14 protein-coding genes are annotated in these 23,206 nt (G+C 75.1%); 13 read left to right on the forward strand and 1 reads right to left on the reverse strand.

Annotated features, from left to right (window positions below; translation table 11 throughout):
- Positions 1 to 660 precede the first annotated feature (660 nt).
- The 13 genes from ACZ6ZT_RS03850 (at position 661) to recQ (ending at position 21,674) form a co-directional block, all read left to right on the forward strand.
- Entirely contained in the window at positions 661 to 846 is a 186-nt protein-coding gene (locus ACZ6ZT_RS03850; RefSeq protein ID WP_469715236.1) for a thiazolylpeptide-type bacteriocin, read from the forward strand.
- Positions 847 to 964: 118 nt separating this feature from the next.
- Positions 965 to 3,685 (forward strand): lantibiotic dehydratase, encoded by a 2,721-nt coding sequence (locus ACZ6ZT_RS03855; protein WP_469715238.1) that lies wholly within the window; start codon positions 965 to 967, stop codon positions 3,683 to 3,685.
- Positions 3,682 to 4,812, forward strand: coding sequence for a lantibiotic dehydratase C-terminal domain-containing protein (locus ACZ6ZT_RS03860; RefSeq protein ID WP_469715239.1), 1,131 nt, complete (start codon positions 3,682 to 3,684; stop codon positions 4,810 to 4,812). The genes ACZ6ZT_RS03855 and ACZ6ZT_RS03860 overlap by 4 nt, the downstream gene beginning before the upstream one ends.
- Complete coding sequence (locus ACZ6ZT_RS03865; protein ID WP_469715241.1) at positions 4,809 to 6,452, forward strand: hypothetical protein; 1,644 nt, start codon at positions 4,809 to 4,811, stop codon at positions 6,450 to 6,452. The genes ACZ6ZT_RS03860 and ACZ6ZT_RS03865 overlap by 4 nt, the downstream gene beginning before the upstream one ends.
- A 157-nt stretch (positions 6,453 to 6,609) precedes the next feature.
- Entirely contained in the window at positions 6,610 to 8,601 is a 1,992-nt protein-coding gene (locus ACZ6ZT_RS03870; protein ID WP_469715816.1) for a TOMM precursor leader peptide-binding protein, read from the forward strand.
- 43 nt (positions 8,602 to 8,644) lie between these two features.
- Positions 8,645 to 10,396, forward strand: a complete 1,752-nt coding sequence (locus tag ACZ6ZT_RS03875) for a thiopeptide-type bacteriocin biosynthesis protein (protein ID WP_469715243.1) — start codon at positions 8,645 to 8,647, stop codon at positions 10,394 to 10,396.
- Positions 10,397 to 10,468: 72 nt separating this feature from the next.
- A complete protein-coding gene (locus ACZ6ZT_RS03880; RefSeq protein WP_469715244.1) occupies positions 10,469 to 11,914 on the forward strand; it encodes a glyceraldehyde-3-phosphate dehydrogenase in 1,446 nt (481 codons plus the stop codon).
- 181 nt (positions 11,915 to 12,095) lie between these two features.
- Positions 12,096 to 13,919 (forward strand): VanW family protein, encoded by a 1,824-nt coding sequence (locus ACZ6ZT_RS03885; RefSeq protein ID WP_469715246.1) that lies wholly within the window; start codon positions 12,096 to 12,098, stop codon positions 13,917 to 13,919.
- Between the two features lie 141 nt (positions 13,920 to 14,060).
- Positions 14,061 to 16,769 carry a SpoIIE family protein phosphatase gene (locus ACZ6ZT_RS03890; RefSeq protein WP_469715248.1) on the forward strand — a complete coding sequence of 903 codons (2,709 nt, stop codon included), beginning with the start codon at positions 14,061 to 14,063 and terminating at the stop codon, positions 16,767 to 16,769.
- A gap of 136 nt (positions 16,770 to 16,905) precedes the next feature.
- Positions 16,906 to 17,061: a DUF6131 family protein gene (locus tag ACZ6ZT_RS03895; protein ID WP_469715249.1), complete on the forward strand. Its 156-nt coding sequence runs from the start codon at positions 16,906 to 16,908 to the stop codon at positions 17,059 to 17,061.
- A gap of 144 nt (positions 17,062 to 17,205) precedes the next feature.
- Positions 17,206 to 17,772: a PadR family transcriptional regulator gene (locus ACZ6ZT_RS03900; RefSeq protein WP_469715251.1), complete on the forward strand. Its 567-nt coding sequence runs from the start codon at positions 17,206 to 17,208 to the stop codon at positions 17,770 to 17,772.
- Between the two features lie 53 nt (positions 17,773 to 17,825).
- Entirely contained in the window at positions 17,826 to 19,544 is a 1,719-nt protein-coding gene (locus ACZ6ZT_RS03905; RefSeq protein WP_469715252.1) for an acyl-CoA dehydrogenase family protein, read from the forward strand.
- A gap of 120 nt (positions 19,545 to 19,664) precedes the next feature.
- Complete coding sequence (recQ, locus tag ACZ6ZT_RS03910; protein ID WP_469715254.1) at positions 19,665 to 21,674, forward strand: DNA helicase RecQ; 2,010 nt, start codon at positions 19,665 to 19,667, stop codon at positions 21,672 to 21,674.
- Positions 21,675 to 21,773: 99 nt separating this feature from the next.
- On the opposite strand, the gene ACZ6ZT_RS03915 is transcribed toward recQ, so the two are convergent.
- Positions 21,774 to 23,192, reverse strand: coding sequence for a hypothetical protein (locus ACZ6ZT_RS03915; RefSeq protein ID WP_469715255.1), 1,419 nt, complete (start codon positions 23,190 to 23,192; stop codon positions 21,774 to 21,776).
- Positions 23,193 to 23,206 lie beyond the last annotated feature (14 nt).

A 23,206-nucleotide genomic window follows, 5' to 3' on the forward strand; every position in this document is an offset into this window, starting at 1 on the left:
CCAGCGGCGGCCCGGCCTCCGACGTGCGGTGCCCGGCCTGATCGGCAACTCGTGACCGGAACATGACCGGCCGCCTGAGATGGTCGAGTACCCGGCCGCCGCCGCGCCCGAGCCCGGGCGGCGGTGTCACTCGAAAGCGCATGCCGCGAGGGCCGCTCGGACGCATCGGGGGCCGGCGCGGGCCCGGCGCGGGCCCGGTGCGGACCCGGTGTGGACCCGTGGGGCCGAACCCGACCGCGCCCGCCGCGCCCGGCGGCCACGCGCCGCCGGGCTCCGGGGGCCGGCTCGGATGCGGACCCGGATTCGGCTGTGCATTCTGTTGCGCATTCGGCCGCGCGGACGGTTTTGGGGTGCCGTAATTCTGACGCGGTGCTGACGCGTCGCTGACTTAATTCGCCCGAGCGGCTGTCAGTGTTTTCGGAAAGGTGTCTGGAGTTCGCTATCCAGTGGCTGTGACCTGGTGAAACCCCTGTTTTTTGGTGGTGGAGGAAAGGTTTTCGGGGGCTGCTGGCATATTTCTCCGATGCTTGCCGCCGCCCTCCGCGTCTTGCCATACTTCCGGTGAAAGGCAGTCGCGGAATCAGGTGGAAAAGAACCGCCGCGGCTGCCGATTTCATTCCGCGCACATTCGGCTATCACTTCCACCCCCGGGAGACACCCATGTCCGACACCGCACCCGCCGCCGCCTTCGACCTCCAGGACCTGGAGCTCGACCTCGGCGACCTCACCGTCACCTCGATGCGCGACACCGCGGCGCTGCCCGAAGGGGGAGCGTCCTGGGGTTCGTGCTCCTGCCAGGGCTCCTCCTCCTGCGCGCAGCCCGCCACCGACACCCCCACCCTCTGACCCCGCTCCCCGTACGGGGCCTCCCGCCGCACTCCGTGTGCGGCGGGAGGCCCGCCCCCACCGAACACCGCACCGTCACCGACCACTCATCACCGACCGACCGGAACGGGGGAGTCCCATGCCGCAGCCCACACCGCTGTCCTCGCGGGAGCCATGGGGCGGTACGGGCGCCGACGCCCCCGGCTACCGGGTGCGGTCCGCCCCGTACGCGCTGGTCCGCGCCACCGTGCTCGCCCATCCCGCCCAGCGCCCCGACGCCGAGAGGTACCGTGCCCTGCTGGGCCGCCTGCACCGGGTCGAAACGGAACTGCGGCGCACCACCGGCCCCCTCTGCGACGACCTGCACGACAGCCGGGGCGGCCATCCGGCCGGCTTCCACCGTGACGTCGTCCTCCCCCTGCGCCGCGCCCTGCACAACGGCCGCGAACCCCGCCCCGCGCTGCTGGCCCGGCTCGGCGACCTGCCCGCCCGGGTCCCCCGGCTCGCCACCTGGACCGGGCTGCGCGCGGACCGCGCCGGTCTCCTCGCCGCCCTCGACGCCGCCACCGCACCGGCCCTGGCCGCCGAACGCGCGGCCCTGGCCGGGCTGTGCCGCGAGCCCGCGCTCGCCAAGGCCGTCGCCCTCACCAGCGCCGACCTGCTGCGGGCCGTGCTCCGGGCGGGCACCGGCGCGGCCGACCGGCGGGCCCGCAAGGAGGAGGCCGGAGTCCTGCGGCACGCCCTGCGGGCCAGCACCAAGACCAGCCCGCTGTCCTGGTTCACCGCCGTCGGCTGGGGCCCCCTGCCCGCGGAGCCGGCCCGACCGGTGGCCTCCTGGGGCGGGGCGGACCTGTTCGGCGGCTCCCTGCACGCGGTCGTCCGGGCCAACCGCACCCTGACCACCGCCCTCACCCTCGCCCTGCTGGACGCCCCGCACCGCCGGGCCGCCCTCCCGCACCGGATCACCAGCACCGCGCGGACCACCGCCGACGGGCGGGCGGCCTATGCGCGGGACCGGACCGCCTTCGCCGGAGGCCGCTACCTCGTGGCCCGGGAGGACGAGGCGGAGCTGCCCGGCAGCGGCCCGCTGAGCCTGGTCACCGAACTGGCCGCGAGCCCGCTGGCGATGGCGGAGCTGACCGACCGGCTCGCCGCCGCCTTACGGGGGGACGCGGACGGTGGCCCGGACCGGCGGGCCGCCGCCGCGGCCTTCCTCGAACGCCTCCGCGAGGCGGGTCTGCTGGTTCCCGCCGATCCGGTGCCGGCACAGGACCCCGACCCGCTGGAGCGCATCGCCGCCTGGCTGCGCTCGGCCGGGGCGGCCGGGGTGGCCGACGCGGCGGGGGACGGGGCGCGGGCCGACCGCATCGCCGGGCTCGGCCGGGCCACCGCCTTCTTCGCCGCCGCCCCCGCCGAGGACCGCCCCGCCCTGCTGGCCGGCCTCGCCGAGCGCTGGGCGGCCGAACTCGCCGACGCTGGCCGTCCCGTCCCGCCCGGTTCGGCCCCGCTGTCGGTGCTCTCCGAGGACGTCGTCGCCCCGCTCCCGCCGTCGCTCGACGGCTTCCTCGGCGCCGCCGATCACGAGGCGCTCGCCGAAGTCACCCCGCTGGCGGAGCTGTTCGACCTCGGCCACCTGCTGCGGCGCCTCGTCCGCGACCGGTTCGTCGCGCGCTACGGCCGCGGCGGCACCTGCCCCCGCCCGTGGGAGTTCGGAGCCGAGGTCGCGGAGGCCTGGGAGTCCTTGGGGCGGTTCGGCGACCTGGACGCCGCCGGCCCGAGTGGCCTTCCGACCGGGGCGGAGGAACTCGCGCAGATGCGCGCCGCGTTCCTGGCCGACGTACGGGAAACACGTGCGGGGGCGCCCGCCGACGCCCACGAGGTCGTCCTCCCGCCCGGTCCCGTCCGGTCCCTCGGCGGGCGGCTGCCGCGCTGGGCCGTCGAACGCCCCCTCAGCTACGCCTACTTCCTCCAGCGCGACCCCGGCCGCGGACTGCTCGCCGTCAACCACGTGTACGGCGGCTGGGGCCGCTTCGGCAGCCGGTTCCTCGACGCCCTCGACCCGCGCGCCACCGCCGCGACCTCCCGTGAGATCCGGCGCGGCCTGGACCCCGGCGCCCGGGCCGCGCAGATCCGGCCCGTCGGCGGGTTCAACGCCAACCTCCACCCCCTGCTGGTTCCGGACGAGATCGGCCCCGACCGCGGCCGGGCCTCGATCGGCGAAGGCGACCTGGACCTCGTGCACGACGAACCCACCGACCAGGTGCGCTTCCGGCTGCGCGCCACCGGCGAACTCCTCGACGTCCTCTACCCCGGGTTCCTCGCCCCCGTCCTGCTGCCCCGCCGCATCGGCGCCCACCTCTGCGACCACCCCCACGGCGTCGTCGACTTCCGGGCCCTGGCCCCCTCGCGCGCCCTGCCCGCGCCCGGCGGCCGGGTCGCGCACAGCCCCCGGCTGCGCCACCGGCACGTCGTCCTGCGCCGCCGCCGCTGGCAACTGCCGCCCGGCGTGGTGCGGGAGCTGCGCGCCGACCTCGCCGCCGCGCCCGTCCCGGCCGAGGCCGCCGCCCGCTGGCGCGCGCTGCTGGACCTGCCCGAACAGCTCTTCCTGCACCCGGCCGGGACCGCGCCCACCGGCCGGGCGGCCGAGGACTTCCTGACCCGGCTGAACCGGCCCAAACCGCACTTCGTGGACCTCGGCAACGCCCTGCACCTGCGCTGCCTGCCCAAATGGCTCTCCCGGCACCCGGACGGCGCGGTCCTCGAAGAGGCGCTGCCCGCACCCGGCGGCCTGGCCGCCCCGGCCCGCGCGGTCGAACTGGTCCTGGAGGTCTACCGGGCCGGGGCCGGAGCGAGCCGATGAACGGCGCCGCGCTCGACGTCATCGCCTTCCACCACCACCCGGTCAAGGCGCCGCTGCTGCGCGAGGTGATGCTGCCGCTGGCGGCCTCCTGCGCCGCCGACGGGCTCACCGCCCACATCGAACGGCACTGGCTGCACGGCCCCCACCTGCGCCTGCGCCTCCAGGGACCGCCCGCACGGGTCGGCCCCGCCGCGCAGGCCGCCGCCGCGCGGCTGCGCGACTGGCTCCGCGCCCACCCCTCGCGGGCCGGCCTGACGGAGGCCGAGCTGCTGGAACGGGCGGCCGAGGCCGGGCGCGCCGAACTGGTCCCGCCGCCGTACGGGCCCGTCGAGCCGGACAACACCGTCCGCGTCGAGCCCGCCGACCGCACCGCGCCGGGCGCGCTGCTCGGCGAGGAAGGGACGGCCCTGCGCGAGGAGTTGCTGCGCGACGGGCTCGACGCACTGCGGGCCGGCGCCGGCTTCCTCGGCGGGCACGGGGACGGCGCGCCGGCCCGGCTCCAGCTGGCGGTCACCGCGCTCGCCGCGCACGCCGCCGCCCACCCCGGGGGCCTGGCCGGCGCCCACTACTCGTACGTCTCCCACCTGGAGGACTTCCTCGTCCACGACGACCCGGACGGGCGGGTGCGAGCCCGCTTCGAGCAACACGCCGAACGGGCCGGCGACGCCGTGACCACCCTCGTCGGACGCGTCGCCGGCGGTGGCGCGCGGGGCTGGGAGCGCGGCTGGGCGGAGTTCTCGGCCGGCGCCTGGGAGCGGGTGCGCGCCCGCCACGACGCCGGGACGGACCTGCGCGGCGACCCGCTCGCCTACCGGGCCCGGGCGGCCGCCACCGGGGACGCGGCGGCGGAGGAGCGCTGGAACCACGAAGCCCGCACCCGGTACAGCGAGTTCCACCGGCTGCTGGCCCGCTCGGACCCCCGGGGCGCCATGTTCAGCCGCCCCGACTACCTGATCCACCGGGCCTGCACCAACGCCCTGTACCGGCTCCTCGCCCTGTGCGACGTCCGCCCGCTGGAGCGCTACCTGGCGGCCCACCTCGTCGTACGCGCGGTACCCGCCCTCACCGGCTGCGACTGGCGCGCCGAGATCGGCGCCGCCATCGGCGCCGTGGAGCGCGGCGCGTGAGCGCGGCCGTGCGCCGGCTGCGCCCCGGCACCGCCGTGACCCCGCTGCGCGGCGGCCTCCACCTGCGGGGCCGGCGCGGCAGCGTCACCATCGAGGGCGGCGCCGGGCTGCCCGCGCTGTGGCGCTCGCTGGAACCGCGGCTGCGGGCCGACGGGGTCGAGGCCCTCCTGGCCGGGCTGGCGGCGGGCTCCGCCGTACGGGCGGCCGTGGAAGCCCTGGTCGCGCAACTGGAGGCCCACGACCTGCTGGTCACCGCGCCCCCCGGCCCGGTACGCGGCTCCGTGGACCGCTGGCTCGCGGTGAGCGCGGCGGATCCGGCCGGGGCGGCGCGGGCGCTGGGGGCGGCGCGGGCGGAGGTGGTGGCGTCTGCCGTCGGGGCCCCGCTGGCCCTGGCCGCCGGGCGGGCCCTGGAACGGTCCGGGCTGCCCGTCACGTTCACCGCCGATCCGGCCCTGCCGGAGGACCGGGTCCATCTCCTCGCCCACGGCCCGGACGGCGCTTCGGCCGTGGCGGCGGGCCGGGGCGGAGCCGGCGGCTACGTCACCCCGGTCACCGCCCCCGGCCCGCTCGACGCCACCGCGACCGCGCTGGAGGCCCGCCTCGCCCGGAACGCGGGTCCTGCCGCGGGGGCGGTCGCGGGGGCGGCGGTCGCGCTGCTCGCGGGGGCGGCCGCGCAGCGGTTGCTCCATGCGGTGGCGGGGCTGGCGGATCCGGCGGAGGAAGGTGAGGACGGGGGGCTGCCGGCCGGCTTGCCCACGGTGCTGCTCGCGCGGGACCGCCCGGCGCGTGCCGGGTACCGGACCTGGCTCGGGCCCGGCCACACCGGCCGGGCCCTCGACCCCGCCGACACCCTGCGCGAGGCACTGCGCCGGGTGGCCGCCCTCGGCGACGACCGGGTCGGGGTGCTGCCCGACCCGGGGCCGGGGGAGCTGCCGCAGCTGCCGGTGCCGCTGGCCGCCTGCGCGCTGCCGGGGACGACCCTGACCGGGGGCGCCCCGAGGCTGGACCTGGCGCGCCTGGAGGTGTTCTGCCGGGCGGCCGAACTGGGTCTGGACGGAGCCGGCCTCACCGTGGGCGCGAACCCCGCCCACGCCCGGGGTCGGGCCCTGCGCGCGAGCGCCGCGCGGGGCGCCGGGTCGTCGCCGGTGGCCCCGGAGCGCTGGTCCGGGCATGCGCAGGCCCGCCACTGGTGGGCCGCCCTCACGGAGCGCCTCGCCGTCCCCGCCCGGCTGTACGTGGTCCGCGCCGCTCCGGGTGCGGAGGTGTACCGGGCCGTCGTGGAGGGGGACCGGGTGCTCGGAGAGGCCGTCGAGGCGACCCCGGGGGACGCGGCCGCGTTCGCGGGGCTGGCCGCCGTGGCCACCGTCACCGGGGGTTCCGCCGCCGTCCGGCCCTCGGGGGGCGCAGCGGCCGCGCTGGCCGCCGCCGGGGCGCGGACGGCCGCCTGGGAGGACCCCGGCTGGACCGGACACTGGCTCGCCGGGGTCGCCACCCGCGAGGAGGCCTTCCAACACGCCCTGACCCGACTGACGGGCCCCCTCCACACCGAGCCCCCGCCGTCCGGCCCGGCGGGTGGACTCGCCGACTGGCTCTGGTCGTTCGGCTTCACCGTCCTGCGCACCCCGGAGGCCGCTTCGTGACCCCCATGACTCCGCTCGGCGGTGCCCCCGGGCCCGCACCGGCGGGAGCCGTTCACACCGTGCCCCCGTCGCCCGGGCCGACCGGTCGACTCGCCGACCGGCTGCCGTCGTTCGGGTTCGCCGCCCTGCGCACTCCGGAGGCCGCTTCGTGACCGCGATGACCCGACTCGGCGGAGCCCCCGGGCACGCGCCGGCCCGGTGGGTGGGATCCGCCGACCAGTTGGGGGCGTTCGGGTGCGCCGACGCCCCGGAGGCGGGCCCGCTCGGTGAGCTGGGGGTGCCGCTTCTCGACGCCGCGTCGGCGGGGGCGGTCACCGCCGGGCCGGGCGTGGTCCTGCTGACGCGGTGGACGCTGGGCCTGGCCGAGGAGCTGAGCCGGCACGCGCTGCGCCACCCCGTCGAGCTGGTGCCGGTCCGGTGCGACGGGGCGCTGCTGGTGGTCGGCCCGGTGCTGCGGCCCGGTGCGGCGGCCTGCCTGTGCTGCGCCGAGTACCAGCGGCTGGCCACGGCCGGGGGCCGGGTGCCCTGGCAGAGCGCGGAACTCGCGCTGGCCGGCGTACCGTCCCCGGCGCTCGCGGAGGCGGCGGGCGCGCTGGCCCTGGAGCTGCTGGCCGAGGCGACCGGCCCGCAGGCCACCGCCGGCCTCGACACCGCCCTCGTGTACGTCGTCCACCAGGAGCGGGCCACCTGGTCGGCGCACCGGATCCGCCCCGTCGGCGGCTGCGCCGTCTGCCGCCCGCTGCCCGCCGACTCCGCCGCCGACCCCGCGCCGCTGCCCGCCGGGCCCCGCGCGCTCCCGGATCCGTACGTCCTGCGCGCCCCCAATCCCCGTACGACGCCCGAGCGGTTGCGCGCGGCGCTCTACGACGAGCGGTTCGGGCCGGTCCGCCGGCTGCTGCGCGCCGAGGACTCGCCCTTCTCGCTCACCGCCGCCTTCGTCACCGACGGCCGGCTCGTCGAGGACGGCGGCTACGGCCGGGCCCGGGACTTCCCCGCCAGCGAGCGGATCGCGCTGTTCGAGGGCGTCGAGCGGTACGCGGGGATGCGCCCCACCGCCCGCCGCACCGACCTGCGGGCCTCGTTCGCCGCCCTCGGCCCCGACCGCGCGGTGGACCCCGAGCGGTTCGGCCTGCCCGACCCCGCCCACCACGGGCATCCGGCCTCCCGGTCCGTCCCCTATACCCCCGACCTCGAACTGGACTGGGTGCGCGCCTGGTCGCTCACCCGCCGGCGGGCCACGGCCGTACCCGAACACGTCGCCTACTGGGACGTACCGGACGGCCCGCGCGTGGTCTACGAGTCCTCCAACGGCTGCGGCCTCGGCAACAGCCCCGAAGAGGCCGCCCTCTACGGCCTGTTCGAGGTCGCCGAGCGCGACGCCTTCCTGATGGCCTGGTACGCGGCCACCCCGCTGCGCCGCGTCGAACTCCCGCCGGACGACCTCGACACCGCCCTGCTGGCGGACCGCGCGGCCCTCGCGGGCTACCGCCTCTCCCTCCTCGACGCGACGAACGACTTCGGCGTCCCGGCGGTCATCGCCGTCTGCCGCCACCGGGGCGACCACCCCGACGCCCCCCGGATGTTCCTCGCGGCCGGCGCGCACCACGATCCGCGGGCGGCGATCCGCTCGGCGGTGGCCGAGGTGGTCACCAACGTCCTGGAGGCCCCCGCGCGTTCCCTCGCGGCGGGCGCCCCGCGCGATCCGGCGCGGCTGCGGCCCATGCTGCGCGAGCCCGCACGGGTGGTGACCCTGGACGACCACGTCGGCCTGAACGCCCTGCCCGAAGCGGGCCCGCGCCTGGAGTTCCTCTTCGCCGACACCCCGCGCGTCTGCGTCGCGGAAGCCTGGCCGGGGGCGCCCGAGCCGGTCGGCGACCTGTCCGAGCTGCTCCGTACGACGGTGGAGCGGCTGTCGCGGGCCGGCCTGGAGGTGATCGCCGTCGACCAGAGCGAGCCGGGCCTGCGCGCCGGGCTCGGCCTGCACTGCGTGAAGGTGCTCGTCCCCGGCGCGCTGCCGATGACCTTCGGCCACGTCAACCGCCGCACCCGCGGCCTGCCCCGGCTGCTGGAGGTGCCGTACCGGCTGGGCCGCACCGCCCGGCCCCTGCGCCCCGAGGACCTGGCGCCGCATCCGCACCCCTTCCCCTGACCCCCTGATCCCTGACCCCCGACACCCCGAGGACGGCCCGCGCGTGACCGCCACCGACCCGACCGCCACTGACCCGACCGGCCCGACCGCCACCGGCCCGTCCGGCCCGTCCCACGCCTGGCACGGCCTCCACCTCTTCCTGCACTCCGCGACCGCCGACACCGACGCCTTCCTGGTGCGCTCCGTCGCCCCGCTCCTCGACGGCCTGGTCGCCTCGGGGGACGCCGCCGGGTGGTTCTTCATCCGGTACGGGGAGGACGGCCCCCACCTGCGGATCCGCGTGCGCGGGCTGTCCGGTCAGGCCGCCGGCCGGCTGCCGGGGGAGCTGGCCCGGGCGGCGCGGGAGGTGCCCGCCGTGCCCGGCCCCTGGCCCTCCCGGCACGGGGAGGTCCGCGCCGTCCCGTACGAGCCCGAGACGGAGCGCTACGGCGGCCCGCGCGCGCTGCCGGTCGCCGAGGAGGTCTTCGCCGGCTCCACCCGCGTGGTGCTGGACGCCCTGCGGGACGCCTCCGGCCCGGCGGCGGACGCGGCCCGGCTGGCCCGTGCGGCCGACCTTGCCCACGCGACCGCGTACGCCCTCGGCATGGACCGCCTGGCCGCCGCCCGCTGGCTGCGCCGGCACGCGGCCGGCTGGCGCTGGGTCACCGACCTGCCCCTGCTGCCCGGCGCGGCGGTCCACACCCGGGTAAACACCGTGTACGCCGCCCAGCGCGCCGGGCTGGTCCGTCGCGCGGCGGCCCTGCGGGAGGGGCTCGCCGGGGCGGGCGCGGCCCGGCCCTGGCTCACGTACTGGGCCGACCGGGTCCGCGAGGCCGACACCCGGCTGCGCGCCGCCGCCGGGGGCGGGCTCTCGCCGGCCGTCTCGGAGTGGGTGTGGGGCTCGCAGCTGCACATGCTGTTCAACCGGCTCGGCGTCGGCCCCGACGAGGAGCGGGCGGTGTGCCGGCTGGCGGCCCGGACCCTGCTGGAGACGGACGAGCCGGCCGCGTTCTTCCCGCCCGGGCACACCGCCCCCGACCTGCAGTACCTGGAGCGCAGCAAATTCCAGATCGGCCGCGGCGAGGACACCGCCCTGCGGCCGCTGAGGGACCCCGGCCCCCGTCCGTCGGCCGCGGCCGCGCTCCCCGAGATCCCCCTCCCGGCGGCGCCCCTGCCCGAGGTGCCACTGGGCGCCGTCCTGGCCGCCCGGGCCTCCGCGCGCGGCCCGCTGACCGGGCCGCTGGACGCCGCCGCGCTGGGCTCCCTGCTGTGGCACGCCCTCGCCGAGAGCGGGCGGACGGCGACCCGCCTCGCGGACGGCTCGGAGCGCACCCTGACCCACCGCCCCTACCCGAGCGCGGGCGCCCTGTACACGGCCCGGGTACGCCTGCTGGTGCTGGACGTGGCCGGCGTCGAGCCCGGTACGTACGACTGCGTGCCCGAGCGCAGGACCCTGCGCCGGATCGGCCCCGCAGCGCCGGTCGAGGACGTCAAGGCGCTCTCGACGTACTTGTCCCGCCCGGCGACGGACCCGGACTGGATCGGCGTCGACGAGGCCCCCGTGGTCCTCGGCCTGTACGTGGACCTCGGCCTGCTGCGCCGCCGCTACGGCCTGCGCGCGCTGCGCCTGGCCCTGCTGGAGACCGGCCACCTGGCGCAGACCCTGCTGCTGACGGCGTCGGCCCTGGGCCTGGGCGGCACCCCGCTGGGCGGCTTCCACGACGACCTGGCACACGAGCTCCTGGGCCTGGACGACCTGGAGCAGCCGCTCCAGTACCTCCTGCCCCTCGGCCGCCGGGCCGCGAAATCGCCGTAGCAGGGACCACCGGAAGGACAAAATTTCGAAGGGGTTAGCATATGAGCGCTGCCTAGCTCGAAAGATGGATCTGTGACTGTCAACGAGGACTCGTTCACCAACTGGAAGAACCGCGAAGAGATCGCGGAGTCGATGATCCCGATCATCGGGAAGCTGCACCGCGAGCGGGACGTGACGATCCTGCTGCACAGCCGCTCCCTGGTGAACAAGTCGGTGGTCAGCATCCTCAAGACCCACCGCTTCGCCCGCCAGATCGCGGGCGAGGAGCTCTCGGTCACCGAGACGTTCCCCTTCCTCCAGGCGCTCACCACCCTGGACCTCGGCCCGTCCCAGATCGACCTGGGCATGCTCGCCGCGACGTACAAGGAAGACGACCGCGGTCTGTCGGTCGAGCGGTTCACCGCCGAGTCCGTCGCCGGCGCCACCGGTGCGAACAAGATCGAGCGCGGCGAGGGCCGCGACGTCGTCCTGTACGGCTTCGGCCGCATCGGCCGTCTCGTCGCCCGCCTGCTCATCGAGAAGGCCGGCTCCGGCAACGGCCTGCGCCTTCGCGCCATCGTCGTGCGCGGCGGCGGCGAGGCGGACCTGGTCAAGCGCGCTTCGCTGCTGCGCCGCGACTCCATCCACGGCCAGTTCCAGGGCACCATCACCGTGGACGAGGCGACCAGCACGATCATCGCCAACGGCAACGCGATCCGGGTGATCTACGCCAACGACCCGTCCGAGGTCGACTACACGGCGTACGGCGTCAAGGACGCCATCCTCATCGACAACACGGGCAAGTGGCGCGACCGCGAGGGCCTCTCCAAGCACCTGCGCCCCGGCATCGACAAGGTCGTCCTGACCGCCCCGGGCAAGGGCGACGTCCCGAACATCGTGCACGGCGTCAACCACGACACGATCAAGCCGGACGAGCGGATCCTGTCCTGCGCCTCCTGCACCACCAACGCGATCGTCCCGCCGCTGAAGGCGATGGACGACGAGTACGGCGTGCTGCGCGGCCACGTGGAGACCGTCCACTCGTTCACCAACGACCAGAACCTGCTGGACAACTACCACAAGGCCGACCGCCGCGGCCGGTCCGCGCCGCTCAACATGGTCATCACCGAGACCGGTGCCGCCTCCGCCGTCGCCAAGGCGCTGCCGGACCTGAAGGCGCCGATCACCGGCAGCTCGATCCGCGTCCCCGTCCCGGACGTCTCGATCGCCATCCTGAGCCTGCGCCTGGGCCGCGAGACCACCCGCGAGGAGGTCCTCGACCACCTCCGGGACGTGTCGCTGCACTCGCCGCTGAAGCGCCAGATCGACTTCACCACCGCGCCCGACGCCGTCTCCATGGACTTCGTCGGCTCGCGCCACGCCTCGATCATCGACGCGGGCGCCACCAAGGTCGACGGCGACAACGCGATCCTCTACCTCTGGTACGACAACGAGTTCGGCTACTCCTGCCAGGTCGTGCGCGTCGTCCAGCACGTCTCGGGCGTCGAGTACCCCACGTACCCGGTCCCGCAGGCCTGATCCACCGGCCGCACCCGCACGCCAGGCGCCCGTCCGAGCTCACGCTCGGGCGGGCGCCTTCGCGTGTCCCCGCACGTTCCGGACCGGAGTGAGAACGATTACACCTCACTCGCAAATCAAGCCAAATTACCCCTTTCGGGTCAATCATGAAGGTTCGCATTGGCCGTCTGACGGGAGTGACATGGGACGCGCGGGCAACTGGACGGGCAACTGGCGCATCGCCGTGCCGCTGGTCGGCGGCGCCGCCGTCCTCGGACTGGGCGGCCTCTACGTCACCGGTCTCATGACCGGCGGCGACATCGACCAGGGCACCCGGGTCCGGGGCGTGGACCTCGGCGGGATGAGCCGCGCGGAAGCCCGGCGGACGCTGGCCCGCGAGCTCGGCCCCCTCGCCGCGGCCCCCGTCGCCATGAAGATCGGCGACCACGTGGAGAAGGCCGACCCGGCCTCCCTCGGCCTGTCCCTCGACACCGCCGCGACCGTCGACCGGGCCGCCCGCGCGGGCCACGACCCGGTCACGGTCATCGGCCGGCTCCTCAGCTCCGGCGGCCGGGACGTGGAGCCCGTGGTCCGCTTCGACGAGCCGACCGCCCGCGCCGCCCTGGACCGCATCGACGCGGACACCCGCCAGGAGGTCCGCGAGGGGTCGATCGCGTTCGAGAAGGGTGCCGTCAAGGCCGTAGAACCGCGGCCCGGCATCGACCTCGTCGCGGACCGCGCCCTCGACACCGTCCGCGCGGCCTACCTAGCCGGCGCCGCCGCCCCCGTCGTGCTGCCGGTCGATCGCCAGGAGCCGCGCGTCGGCGCCGAGGAGACCGGGCGGGCCATGAACCAGTTCGCGCGGCCCGCGATGTCGGGGCCGGTGACGGTCGCCGTCGCGGGCCGACGGATACCCATAGGCCCCGCCGTCCTCGGCGCGCACCTCAAGATGGAGCCGGACGCCCAGGGCCGCCTCGTCCCGGCCCTCGACTCCAAGGGCCTGCTGGCCGACCCCGCCGTGGCCCGCCCCGTGGAGCGGGCCGTGCAGGCCCCGCGGGACGCCGTCCTCGGCGTCGACGCGGCCGGCCGCGCGGTCGTGGACGCCGACAGCCGCACCGGGCAGCAGGTCACCCAGGCCGCGCTCGGCCAGGCCGTGCTGCCCCTGCTGACCCGTACCGGCGCCGCCCGCAGCGGCGAGGTCGCCACCCAGCCGGTCGAACCGGACCTCAGCAGTGCCGAGGCCGAGCGCCTCGGGATCAAGGAGAAGGTCTCCTCCTTCACGGTCAACTTTCCCGCCGCGCCCTACCGCACGACCAACATCGGCCGCGCCGTGCAGCTGATCAACGGCTCCGTCGTCCGGCCCGGCGAGGAGTGGAGCTTCAACCGGACCGTCGGCGAGCGCACCAAGGAGAACGGCTTCGTCGACGGCATCATGATCAACGACGGCCAGTACGTGAAGTCGCCCGGCGGCGGCGTCTCGGCCGTCGCGACCACCATGTACAACGCCGCGTTCTTCGCGGGCGTCCGGCTCGTCGAGCACGGCGCCCACTCGTTCTACATCGAGCGCTACCCGGAAGGCCGCGAGGCCACCGTGGCCTGGGGCTCGCTGGACCTGCGCTGGGTCAACGACTCCGGCCACGCCCTCTACGTCCAGGCCCGGTCCACCGACACCTCGCTGACCATCACCCTCCTCGGCACGAAGAAGTACGACGAGGTACGCGCCACCAAGGGGCCGCGCAGCCACATCACGCCCCCCGGCAAGCGCACGGGCAGCGGGCCCGACTGCGAGGTCCAGACCCCGCTGGAAGGCTTCGACGTCTCCGTGGGCCGGGTCTTCGTCCAGGGGGGCAAGGAGGTCGGGCGCCAGGACCTCACCACCCACTACACCCCGCGCGACGAGGTCACCTGCACCCCGCCGGCCACGCCCACCCCGCCGGCCGCGCCGACACCGCAGGTCACGCCCGCCCCGACGCCGTCCCAGGCGGCCGCCGCCGCCATCGGCGCGCCCGCCGCGCCCCTGGCGTAACGGCCGCCGGACCGGCCGCCGCGCGGGAAACGGCACAGGGCGGGCGGAACCCGTTTGCGCTTGCCGGGGGCCGGCGGCAAGCGAAAGTGCTACAACTGGGCGTGTGACCCTTCTTCGCCGCCAGCCGTGCCGGGCACGTCGGTGCGGTCACCCCTAGGCAAGCGCTTCAGGACCGTCGCCGGACAGGTATTCGTCCTCCAGGTGGCGATCGTGGTGTTGCTCGCGGCCGGAGCCCTGCTGGCCCTGCTGCTCCAGTCGAAGCACGACATCGACCGGGAGGCGCGCAACCGCTCGGTCGCCGTCGCCGAGACGTTCGCCCACTCGGTGGGCCTCCAGACGGCCCTGAAGAACCCGAACCCGTCCGCCCTCCTGCAGCCCGTCACCGAGGCGACCCGCAAGCAAGCCGGCGTGGACTTCATCGTGGTGATGGACACCAAGGGCATCCGCTACACCCACCCCAAGCCGGACCGCATCGGCAAACGCTTCGTCGGCACCATCGGGCCCTCCCTCGCCGGACACACCTACACCGAGAGCGTCGACGGGCCGCTCGGCCGGGAGATCCAGGCGGTGGTGCCGGTCACCTCGCCCGACGGCAAGGTGACCGCGCTGGTCTCGGCGGGCCTGACCGTGAAGAACGTGTCCGGTGTCGTCGACCGCCAGCTCCCCGTCATCCTCCTGGCCATCGCCACCGGCCTCGCCCTGGCCACCGCCGGAACCGCCCTGATCAGCCGGCGCCTGCGCCGCCAGACCCACGGGCTCGGCACGCAGGAGATGACCCGGATGTACGAGCACCACGACGCGGTGCTCCACGCCGTCCGCGAGGGCGTACTCATCACCGACGGTGACGGGCGGCTGCTGCTGGCCAACGACGAGGCCAAACGGCTGCTCGGCCTGCCCGACGACGCCGAGGGCCGCTCCGTCGGGGACGTGCCCGGACTCGACCGCAGGATGGCGGACCTGCTGCTCTCCGGCCGGGTGGCCACCGACGAGGTGCTGGAGACCGGCGAGCGGCTCCTCGTGGTCAACCAGCGCCCCACCCACCCCGGCGGCCGCCGCGACGGCAGCGCCGTCACCATCCGCGACTCCACCGAGATGCAGGTGCTGACCGCCCGCGCCGACACCGCCCGCAGGCGCCTCAAGCTGCTGTACGACGCCGGGGTCGACATCGGGACCAGCCTCGACGTGGTCCGTACGGCCGAGGAGCTGGCCCGGGTCGCCGTCCCCCGCTTCGCCGACTTCGTCACCGTCGACCTCGCCGACCAGGTCCTCGACGGCGACGAGCCCGCACCGGGCGCCGACATGCGCCGCACCGCCGTCAGCGGCATCCGCTCCGACCACCCCCTCTACCCACGCGGCAAGCTGATCGACTTCCTGCCGTCCACCCCCCAGGCCCGCGGCTTCGGCACCGGCGAGGCCGAACTGGTGCCCAGCCTGGGCGCCGCCCCGGGCTGGCAGGCCCAGGACCCGCCGCGCGCCCGGGCCATCGTCGACTACGGGATCCACTCGCTGATCGCCGCCCCGCTCACGGCCCGCGGCGTCGTACTCGGCGTGGTCAACTTCTGGCGCTCGGAGAAGCCGGAGCCCTTCGACGAGGACGACCTCTCGCTCGCCGAGGAACTCGTCGCCCGCGCGGCCGTCAGCATGGACAACGCCCGCCGCTACACCCGCGAGCACGCCCTCGCCGTGACCCTCCAGACGAGCCTGCTGCCGCGCGCCCTGCCCGCGCAGAGCGCCGTCGACGTGGCGCACTTCTACCTGCCCGCGCAGTCCGGGGTGGGCGGCGACTGGTTCGACGTGATCCCGCTGCCGGGCAGCCGCGTCGCGCTGGTCGTCGGCGACGTCGTCGGGCACGGCCTGCACGCCGCCGCCACCATGGGCCGGCTGCGCACCGCCGTGCACAACTTCTCCTCCCTCGACCTGCCGCCCGACGAGCTTCTCGCCCGCCTGGACGACCTCGTACAGCGCATCGACCACGAAGCCGAGGACACCGGCGGCGGCGTCCTCGGGGCGACCTGCCTCTACGCCGTCTACGACCCGGTCTCCCGGCTCTGCACGGCCGCCCGGGCCGGGCACCTGCCGCCCCTCGTGGTCGCCCCCGACGGCACGACCGAGATCCTGGAGCTGCCCGCCGGACCGCCCCTCGGCCTGGGCGGCATGCCCTTCGAAACCGCCGAGCTGCACCTCGCGGAGGGCAGCCAGATCGTCCTGTACACCGACGGGCTGGTCGAGGAGCGTGGCCGCGACATCGGCGAGGGGCTGGAACTGCTGCGCGCGGCGCTGAGCCACCCGGACCGGGATCCGCAGGAGAGCTGCCGGGCCGTCCTCGACCGGCTGCTGCCCACCCGGCCGTCCGACGACGTGGCCCTGCTCATCGCCCGTACGCGCGTCCTCGGCCCGGACCGGGTCGCGGAATGGGAGGTGCCGTTCGAGCCCAGCGAGGTGGCCACCGTACGCAACGCGGCGGCGCGCAAGCTCGACGCCTGGGGCCTCGCGGAACTCGGCTTCGCCACGGAGCTCATCCTCAGCGAACTGATCACCAACGCCCTGCGGCACGGCGGCACCCCGGTCCGGGTCCGGCTGCTGTACGACCACACCCTGACCTGCGAGGTGTGGGACGGCAGCAGCACCGCCCCGCACCTGCGCTACGCCGCCACCACCGACGAGGGCGGGCGCGGGCTGTTCCTGGTGGCGCAGCTCAGCGAGCACTGGGGCACCCGCTACACGCCGGACGGCAAGGTCATCTGGGCGGAGCAGCACCTGCCGGGCGAGCCCGGCGGCGCCGACTCCCCGGGCGCCGCCACGACCGAGGAGGCGGCCCTCGCGGCGTTCCTGGACGTCGAACCCCTCTGACCTCCTTGGGCTCGGCCGACGGTTCGATATTTCGGGGCCGGCACCCGGCTAAGGACGCGAGCGCAGGGTAGAACGTCAAGTGAGACACCCCCGGCGGATCCACCGCCGCGTTCCTGACGGGAAAGCGAGGGACACCATGCTCATCGTTGGTCTCATCCTCCTGATCATCGGCTTCGTGACCGGTATCTCCATCCTGTGGACGATCGGAATCGTTCTGCTCGTGATCGGGGCGGTGCTGTGGATCCTGGGTTCGGTCGGTCACGCCGTCGGCGGTCGGCGCCACTATTGGTGACCGGCACCCGCACCATCCGGTGTGTGGCCCCGCGCGTCCCGTGACGTGCGGGGCCACACGTGTGTGGGGGAGGCCGGGGTGAGCCGCGTCTCACCGGGGCGCCGGATCTTGTCTATGCAACGAGTTGCATAGAAAGATCGGGGCATGGCGCTCGACCACGCGATACTCGTCTCCCTGCTGGAGAAACCGGGCTCCGGTTACGAGCTGGCCCGGCGGTTCGACCGTTCCATCGGCCACTTCTGGACCGCCACCCACCAGCAGATCTACCGCGTGCTCGGGCGGATGGAACGCGACGGCCTGCTGGCCGTCCGCGAGGTGCCGCAGCAGGGCCGGCCGGACAAGAAGGAGTACTCCGTTGCCGCCCCGGGCAGCGCCGCCCTCGCCCGCTGGCTGCACGAACCGATCGACCCCGAAAGCCTGCGCCACGACCTCGCCGTGAAGATCCGCGGCGCCGCCTTCGACGACCCGGCCGCCCTGGTCGGCGAGGTCGAACGGCACCGCGCGGCGCACGGCGACCGGCTCGCCCACTACCTGGCCGGCGAGCTGCGCGACTTCACCGGCCCGGAGGCGCCCGCCCCGCTCGACGCCGGACAGGAGCTCCAGCACGTCGTGCTGCGCGGCGGCATCGCGTACGAGCGCATGACGATCGCCTGGCTCGACGACGTCCTCGCCACCCTCCACCGGCTCGCCGCCGGCCCCGCGCCCAGCTGACGCGCATACCCCCCGACCGACCCCTCCCCGACCGCACCCGGAAGGCGACCTCCATGGCCGACGACCTGCTGTTCAACCCGCGCACCTACGACCCGGCGCACTTCGACCCCGAGACCCGCAGGCTGCTGCGCGCGACCGTCGACTGGTTCGAGGCGCGCGGCAAGCGCCGGCTCATCGAGGACTACCGCACGCGCGCCTGGCTGGGCGACTTCCTCGCGTTCGCGGCCAAGGAGAACCTGTTCGCGACCTTCCTCACCCCGGCCTCCGCCGCCGGACGCGAGGACCAGCGCTGGGACACCGCCCGCATCGCCGCCCTGAACGAGGTCTTCGGGTTCTACGGACTCGACTACTGGTACGCCTGGCAGGTCACCATCCTCGGCCTCGGCCCCGTCTGGCAGAGCGACAACGCCGACGCCCGCGCCCGCGCCGCCGAGCTCCTGGAGCAGGGCGAGGTCTTCGCCTTCGGCCTGTCCGAGAAGACCCACGGCGCCGACATCTACTCCACGGACATGCTGCTGGAGCCGGACGGCGACGGCGGCTTCCGCGCGACCGGCTCCAAGTACTACATCGGCAACGGCAACGCCGCGGGCCTCGTCTCCGTCTTCGGCCGCCGCACCGACGTCGAGGGCCCCGACGGCTACGTCTTCTTCGCCGCCGACAGCCGCCACCCGGCGTACCACCTGGTCAAGAACGTCGTGGACTCCTCCAAGTTCGTCAGCGAGTTCCGCCTGGAGGACTACCCGGTGTCCGCCGCCGACGTCCTGCACACCGGCCGCGCCGCCTTCGACGCCGCCCTCAACACCGTCAACGTCGGCAAGTTCAACCTCTGCACCGCCTCCATCGGCATCTGCGAGCACGCGATGTACGAGGCCGTCACCCACGCGCACGGCCGCATCCTGTACGGCCGCCCGGTCACCGCGTTCCCGCACGTGCGCCGCGAGCTGGCCGACGCCTACGTACGCCTCGTCGGCATGAAGCTCTTCAGCGACCGCGCGGTCGACTACTTCCGCTCCGCCGGTCCCGAGGACCGCCGCTACCTCCTCTTCAACCCGATGACGAAGATGAAGGTGACCACGGAGGGCGAGAAGGTCATCGACCTCATGTGGGACGTCATCGCCGCCAAGGGCTTCGAGAAGGACAACTACTTCGCCCAGGCGGCCGTCGAGATCCGCGGCCTGCCCAAGCTGGAGGGCACGGTCCACGTCAACCTGGCGCTGATCCTCAAGTTCATGCGCAACCACCTGTTGGAGCCCGTCGCGTACGCCCCCGTACCGACCCGCCACGACGCCGCCGACGACGGCTTCCTCTTCCGGCAGGGACCGGCCCGCGGCCTGGGCTCCGTACGCTTCCACGACTGGCGCCCCGCCTACGACGTCTACGCCGCCGTCCCGAACGTCGCCCGCTTCCGCGAGCAGGCCGACGCCCTGTGCGCGTTCGTGACCACCGCCGCCCCCGACGAGGAGCAGAGCCGCGATCTCGACCTGCTGCTCGCCGTCGGCCAGCTCTTCGCGCTCGTCGTCCACGGCCAGCTGATCCTGGAGCAGGCCCGGCTGACCGGCCTCGACGAGGACGTGCTCGACGAACTGTTCGCCGTCCTCGTGCGCGACTTCTCCGCGCACGCCGTCGAGCTGCACGGCAAGGACAGCGCCACCGCGGCCCAGCAGGAGTGGGCGCTCGGCGCGGTCCGGCGCCCCGTCGTCGACGAGGCCCGCTCGGCCCGCGTCTGGGAGCGCGTCGAGGCGCTGGCCGGCGCGTACGAGATGGCGCCGTAGCCTTCGGCGGACGGTCCGGCCCCGCCCCGTACCGGGCGGGGCCGGACCCGTGGCGCCGGGTTGTCCACAGGTTCGGGCCGTGCGGTCGGGGGGGTCGGCGGGGGCCGCTAGGCTTCTCGAATGGCCCTTCCGGACGCTCCCCCCGACACCTCCGACGCGCTGCAAGTACTGCACCGCGTGTTCGGCTACAGCTCCTTCCGCGGTGCGCAGCAGGAGATCATCGATCAGGTCGTCGCGGGCGGCGACGCCCTCGTGCTGATGCCGACCGGCGGCGGCAAATCGCTCTGCTACCAGATCCCGGCGCTCGTCAGGGAGGGCACGGGCGTGGTGATCTCGCCGCTCATCGCCCTGATGCAGGACCAGGTGAACGCGCTCACCGCGCTCGGGGTGCGGGCGGGCTTCCTCAATTCGACGCAGGACCCGCAGGAGCGCCAGTCCGTCGAGCAGGCCTTCCTCGCCGACGAGCTGGACCTGCTCTACCTGGCGCCCGAGCGGCTGCGCGGCGAGGGCACGCGGCGGCTGCTCGACCGGGGCAAGGTGTCCCTGTTCGCGATCGACGAGGCGCACTGCGTCGCCCAGTGGGGCCACGACTTCCGGCCCGACTACCTCGCGCTGTCCATGCTGCACGAGCGCTGGCCGAAGGTGCCGCGGATCGCGCTGACCGCCACCGCCACCGAGGCCACGCACGCGGAGATCGTGGCGCGGCTCGGCCTGGAGGAGGCCCGGCAGTTCGTCGCGAGCTTCGACCGGCCGAACATCCAGTACCGCATCGCCCCAAAGAACAACCCGCTCAAGCAGCTCCTGGAGCTGATCCGCACCGAGCACGAGGGGGACGCGGGAGTCGTCTACTGCCTGTCCCGGTCCTCGGTGGAGAAGACCGCCGCGTTCCTGGTCGAGCAGGGCATCGACGCGGTGGCGTACCACGCCGGGATGGACGCCCGGACGCGCGCCGCCAACCAGGCCCGCTTCCTGCGGGAGGACGGGGTCGTGGTGGTCGCGACGATCGCCTTCGGCATGGGCATCGACAAGCCCGACGTCCGCTTCGTGGCCCACCTGGACCTGCCGAAGTCCGTCGAGGGCTACTACCAGGAGACCGGCCGCGCCGGCCGCGACGGCGAGCCCGCCACCGCGTGGCTCGCGTACGGGCTCCAGGACGTGGTCCAGCAGCGCAAGCTGATCGAGGGCTCCGAGGGGGACGAGGCGCACCGCCGGTCCCTGGGCATGCACCTGGACGCCATGCTCGCGCTGTGCGAGACGGTCGACTGCCGGCGCTCGCGGCTGCTGGAGTACTTCGGCCAGTCCGGCGAACCGTGCGGCAACTGCGATACGTGCCTGACCCCGGCGGAGTCCTGGGACGGGACGGTCGCCGCGCAGAAGCTGCTGTCCACGGTGTGGCGGCTGGCCAAGGAGCGGCGCCAGAAGTTCGGCGCCGGGCAGATCATCGACATCCTCCAGGGCAAGAAGACCGCCAAGGTCATCCAGTTCGACCACGACGGCCTGTCGGTCTTCGGCGTCGGCGCCGACCTGGGCACCGCGGAGTGGCGCGGCGTCGTCCGCCAGCTGCTGGCGCAGCGGCTGCTGGCGGTGGAGGGCGACTACGGCACGCTGGTCCTGACGGACGACAGCGGCGAGGTGCTGGGCGGTCGCCGCACCGTCATGCTCCGCAAGGAGAAGGCGCCCGTGGCCCCGCCGCGCAAGGAGTCCGGTTCGCGTTCCGGGAAGGGCGCGGCCCGCGTGCCGGTCGACCTGCCGGCGGCGGCCGAGCCGGTGTTCCTCGCGCTGCGCGCCTGGCGCGCCGCGACGGCCCGCGAGCAGGGCGTCCCCGCGTACGTCGTCTTCCACGACGCGACGCTGCGGGAGATCGCGACCCTGCTGCCGGGCTCGGTGGAGGAGCTGGCCACGGTGGGCGGGGTCGGCGAGGCCAAGCTCGCCAAGTACGGCGAGGGCGTCCTGGCCACCCTGGCGGAATGCGCCGCCACGCCCCCGGCCGGCGCCGAGCCCGCCCCGGCCGCTTCCACCGCCGCGCCGCCGGCCGGCCCCGTACCCGAGTCGCGGCCCGCCGCGGCGGAGGGCGACGAGCCGCCCTTCGACTTCGACGAGACGGAGCCGCCGTGGGACGACTGGGAGTAGACCGCTCTCGCGTTACCCGGGGGCAGCCGCCGGCGTGGGACCGGTAGCGTCGGCGGCGAGAAGGAGGCGCCCTGGTTTTCTCGCGGGAGATGCCGTCGCTCAGGAGCACAGCACGTCGACCAGCGCTTCGAGGGCGGTGTTGTCGAGCGCCGTGCGGTGGGCGAGTTTGTTGCGGGACATCCACAGGGTGCGCAGCCGGTCAGCCTCGCGCTGGGTGAGCCGGACGTGGCCTTGGAGGTGGGCGCGCCACATCGCGCCGAGTTCCATCTCGGCCTGCCGGCCGTAGAGGGCGGTGAGCTCGGCCGCGGAGAAGCGCGCCCGGGCCCCGATCACCTCGGCGAACCGCTCACGTGCGTCGTCGAGCAGGGGCAGCAGGGCGTGGTTCTGCGCCAGCCAGATACTGGTGCGCACCCCGTCTTCGTTTTCGAGCCCGCCGTCGGGGCGGCGGCGCACCCGGCCTTCCCACCTGTCCAGGGCGCCCAGGTTCCATTCGGGGCGCAGCGAGGCGTTCGGGTGGAGCGGGGGCGCGGCCGTCTCCGCACCGCGCGGACCGGGCATCGGCACCCGGTCGGAAGCCCGTCCGGCCGTGAGGCGTCGTAACCTCTCGGGAAGACCGTCGGGGAGTCCGTCCCACTCGACCGACAGGCGCGCCGCCAGATCGAGGAAGGGCCCGCACACTTCGACCACGGTCGCCTGCGCCACCGCTTCGAGGAGCTGGTGCCGGGCGGCCGGGCCGGACGGGCGGGGCCGGGCCATGGCCACCACGGTCGCGGTGTCCAGTCGGCCGAGGGCGCCCCACCACCAGTGCACGCCGACGTCCTCGCGCACGATCTGTTCCGGCAGCTCGACGGGCAGCCCCGTGGGCGTGGTCACCACCAGTAGCCGCGGCCGCAGGTCCGGGGGCAGGCCGGCCGCCTTGACGGTGGCGGACAGTCGGCGCAGCAGATCGGTTGCGGCGGCCGGAGCCGGCTCACGCCAGCCGCGTACCACGATCACCCGAGTCGCACCGGGGCCGCCCGGATCGGTAGTGAGGCGTTCGAGGAGCCCCTCGATCCCCGTGCCTTCCTGGCACCGGTCCGAGCCGTCGGAGGCCGCGTCGCCGAGTTCCTTGATGATCCGGTCGGCCAGGGAGTGGGAGTCGGGTTCCTCCTTGCGGGGGTCCGGCGCCGCCGACTCCGCGCGCGCACGCGGCACCGCCGCGTTACGTGTCCGAACGGCCGAGAAGGCGGACAGGCCGTCGTCGTAGTCCAGGATCGGTTCCATGCCGCCCCACGGTTCCGGGGACACGGCGGGCGGCGGGGCCGGGGCGGGGCCTCCGGGCGGCGCAGCGCCGTCCCCCGGCGCGGGGACGACGACGAAGTCCGTCAGCTCGTGCAGCAGCTCGTCCAGCAGGACTTCGGCGGCGGCCGGTGCGCCGGTCAACTGGGTCTCGGGCAACAGGCACAGGCAGCTTTTACCCGCCCCGAGGTCACCCAGCAGCCCGCGCATCCACAACCGCGTTCCGGGCAGCGTGGTCACCTGGGTCCCGGAGG

The organism is Streptomyces sp. NPDC102258 (assembly GCF_055584685.1).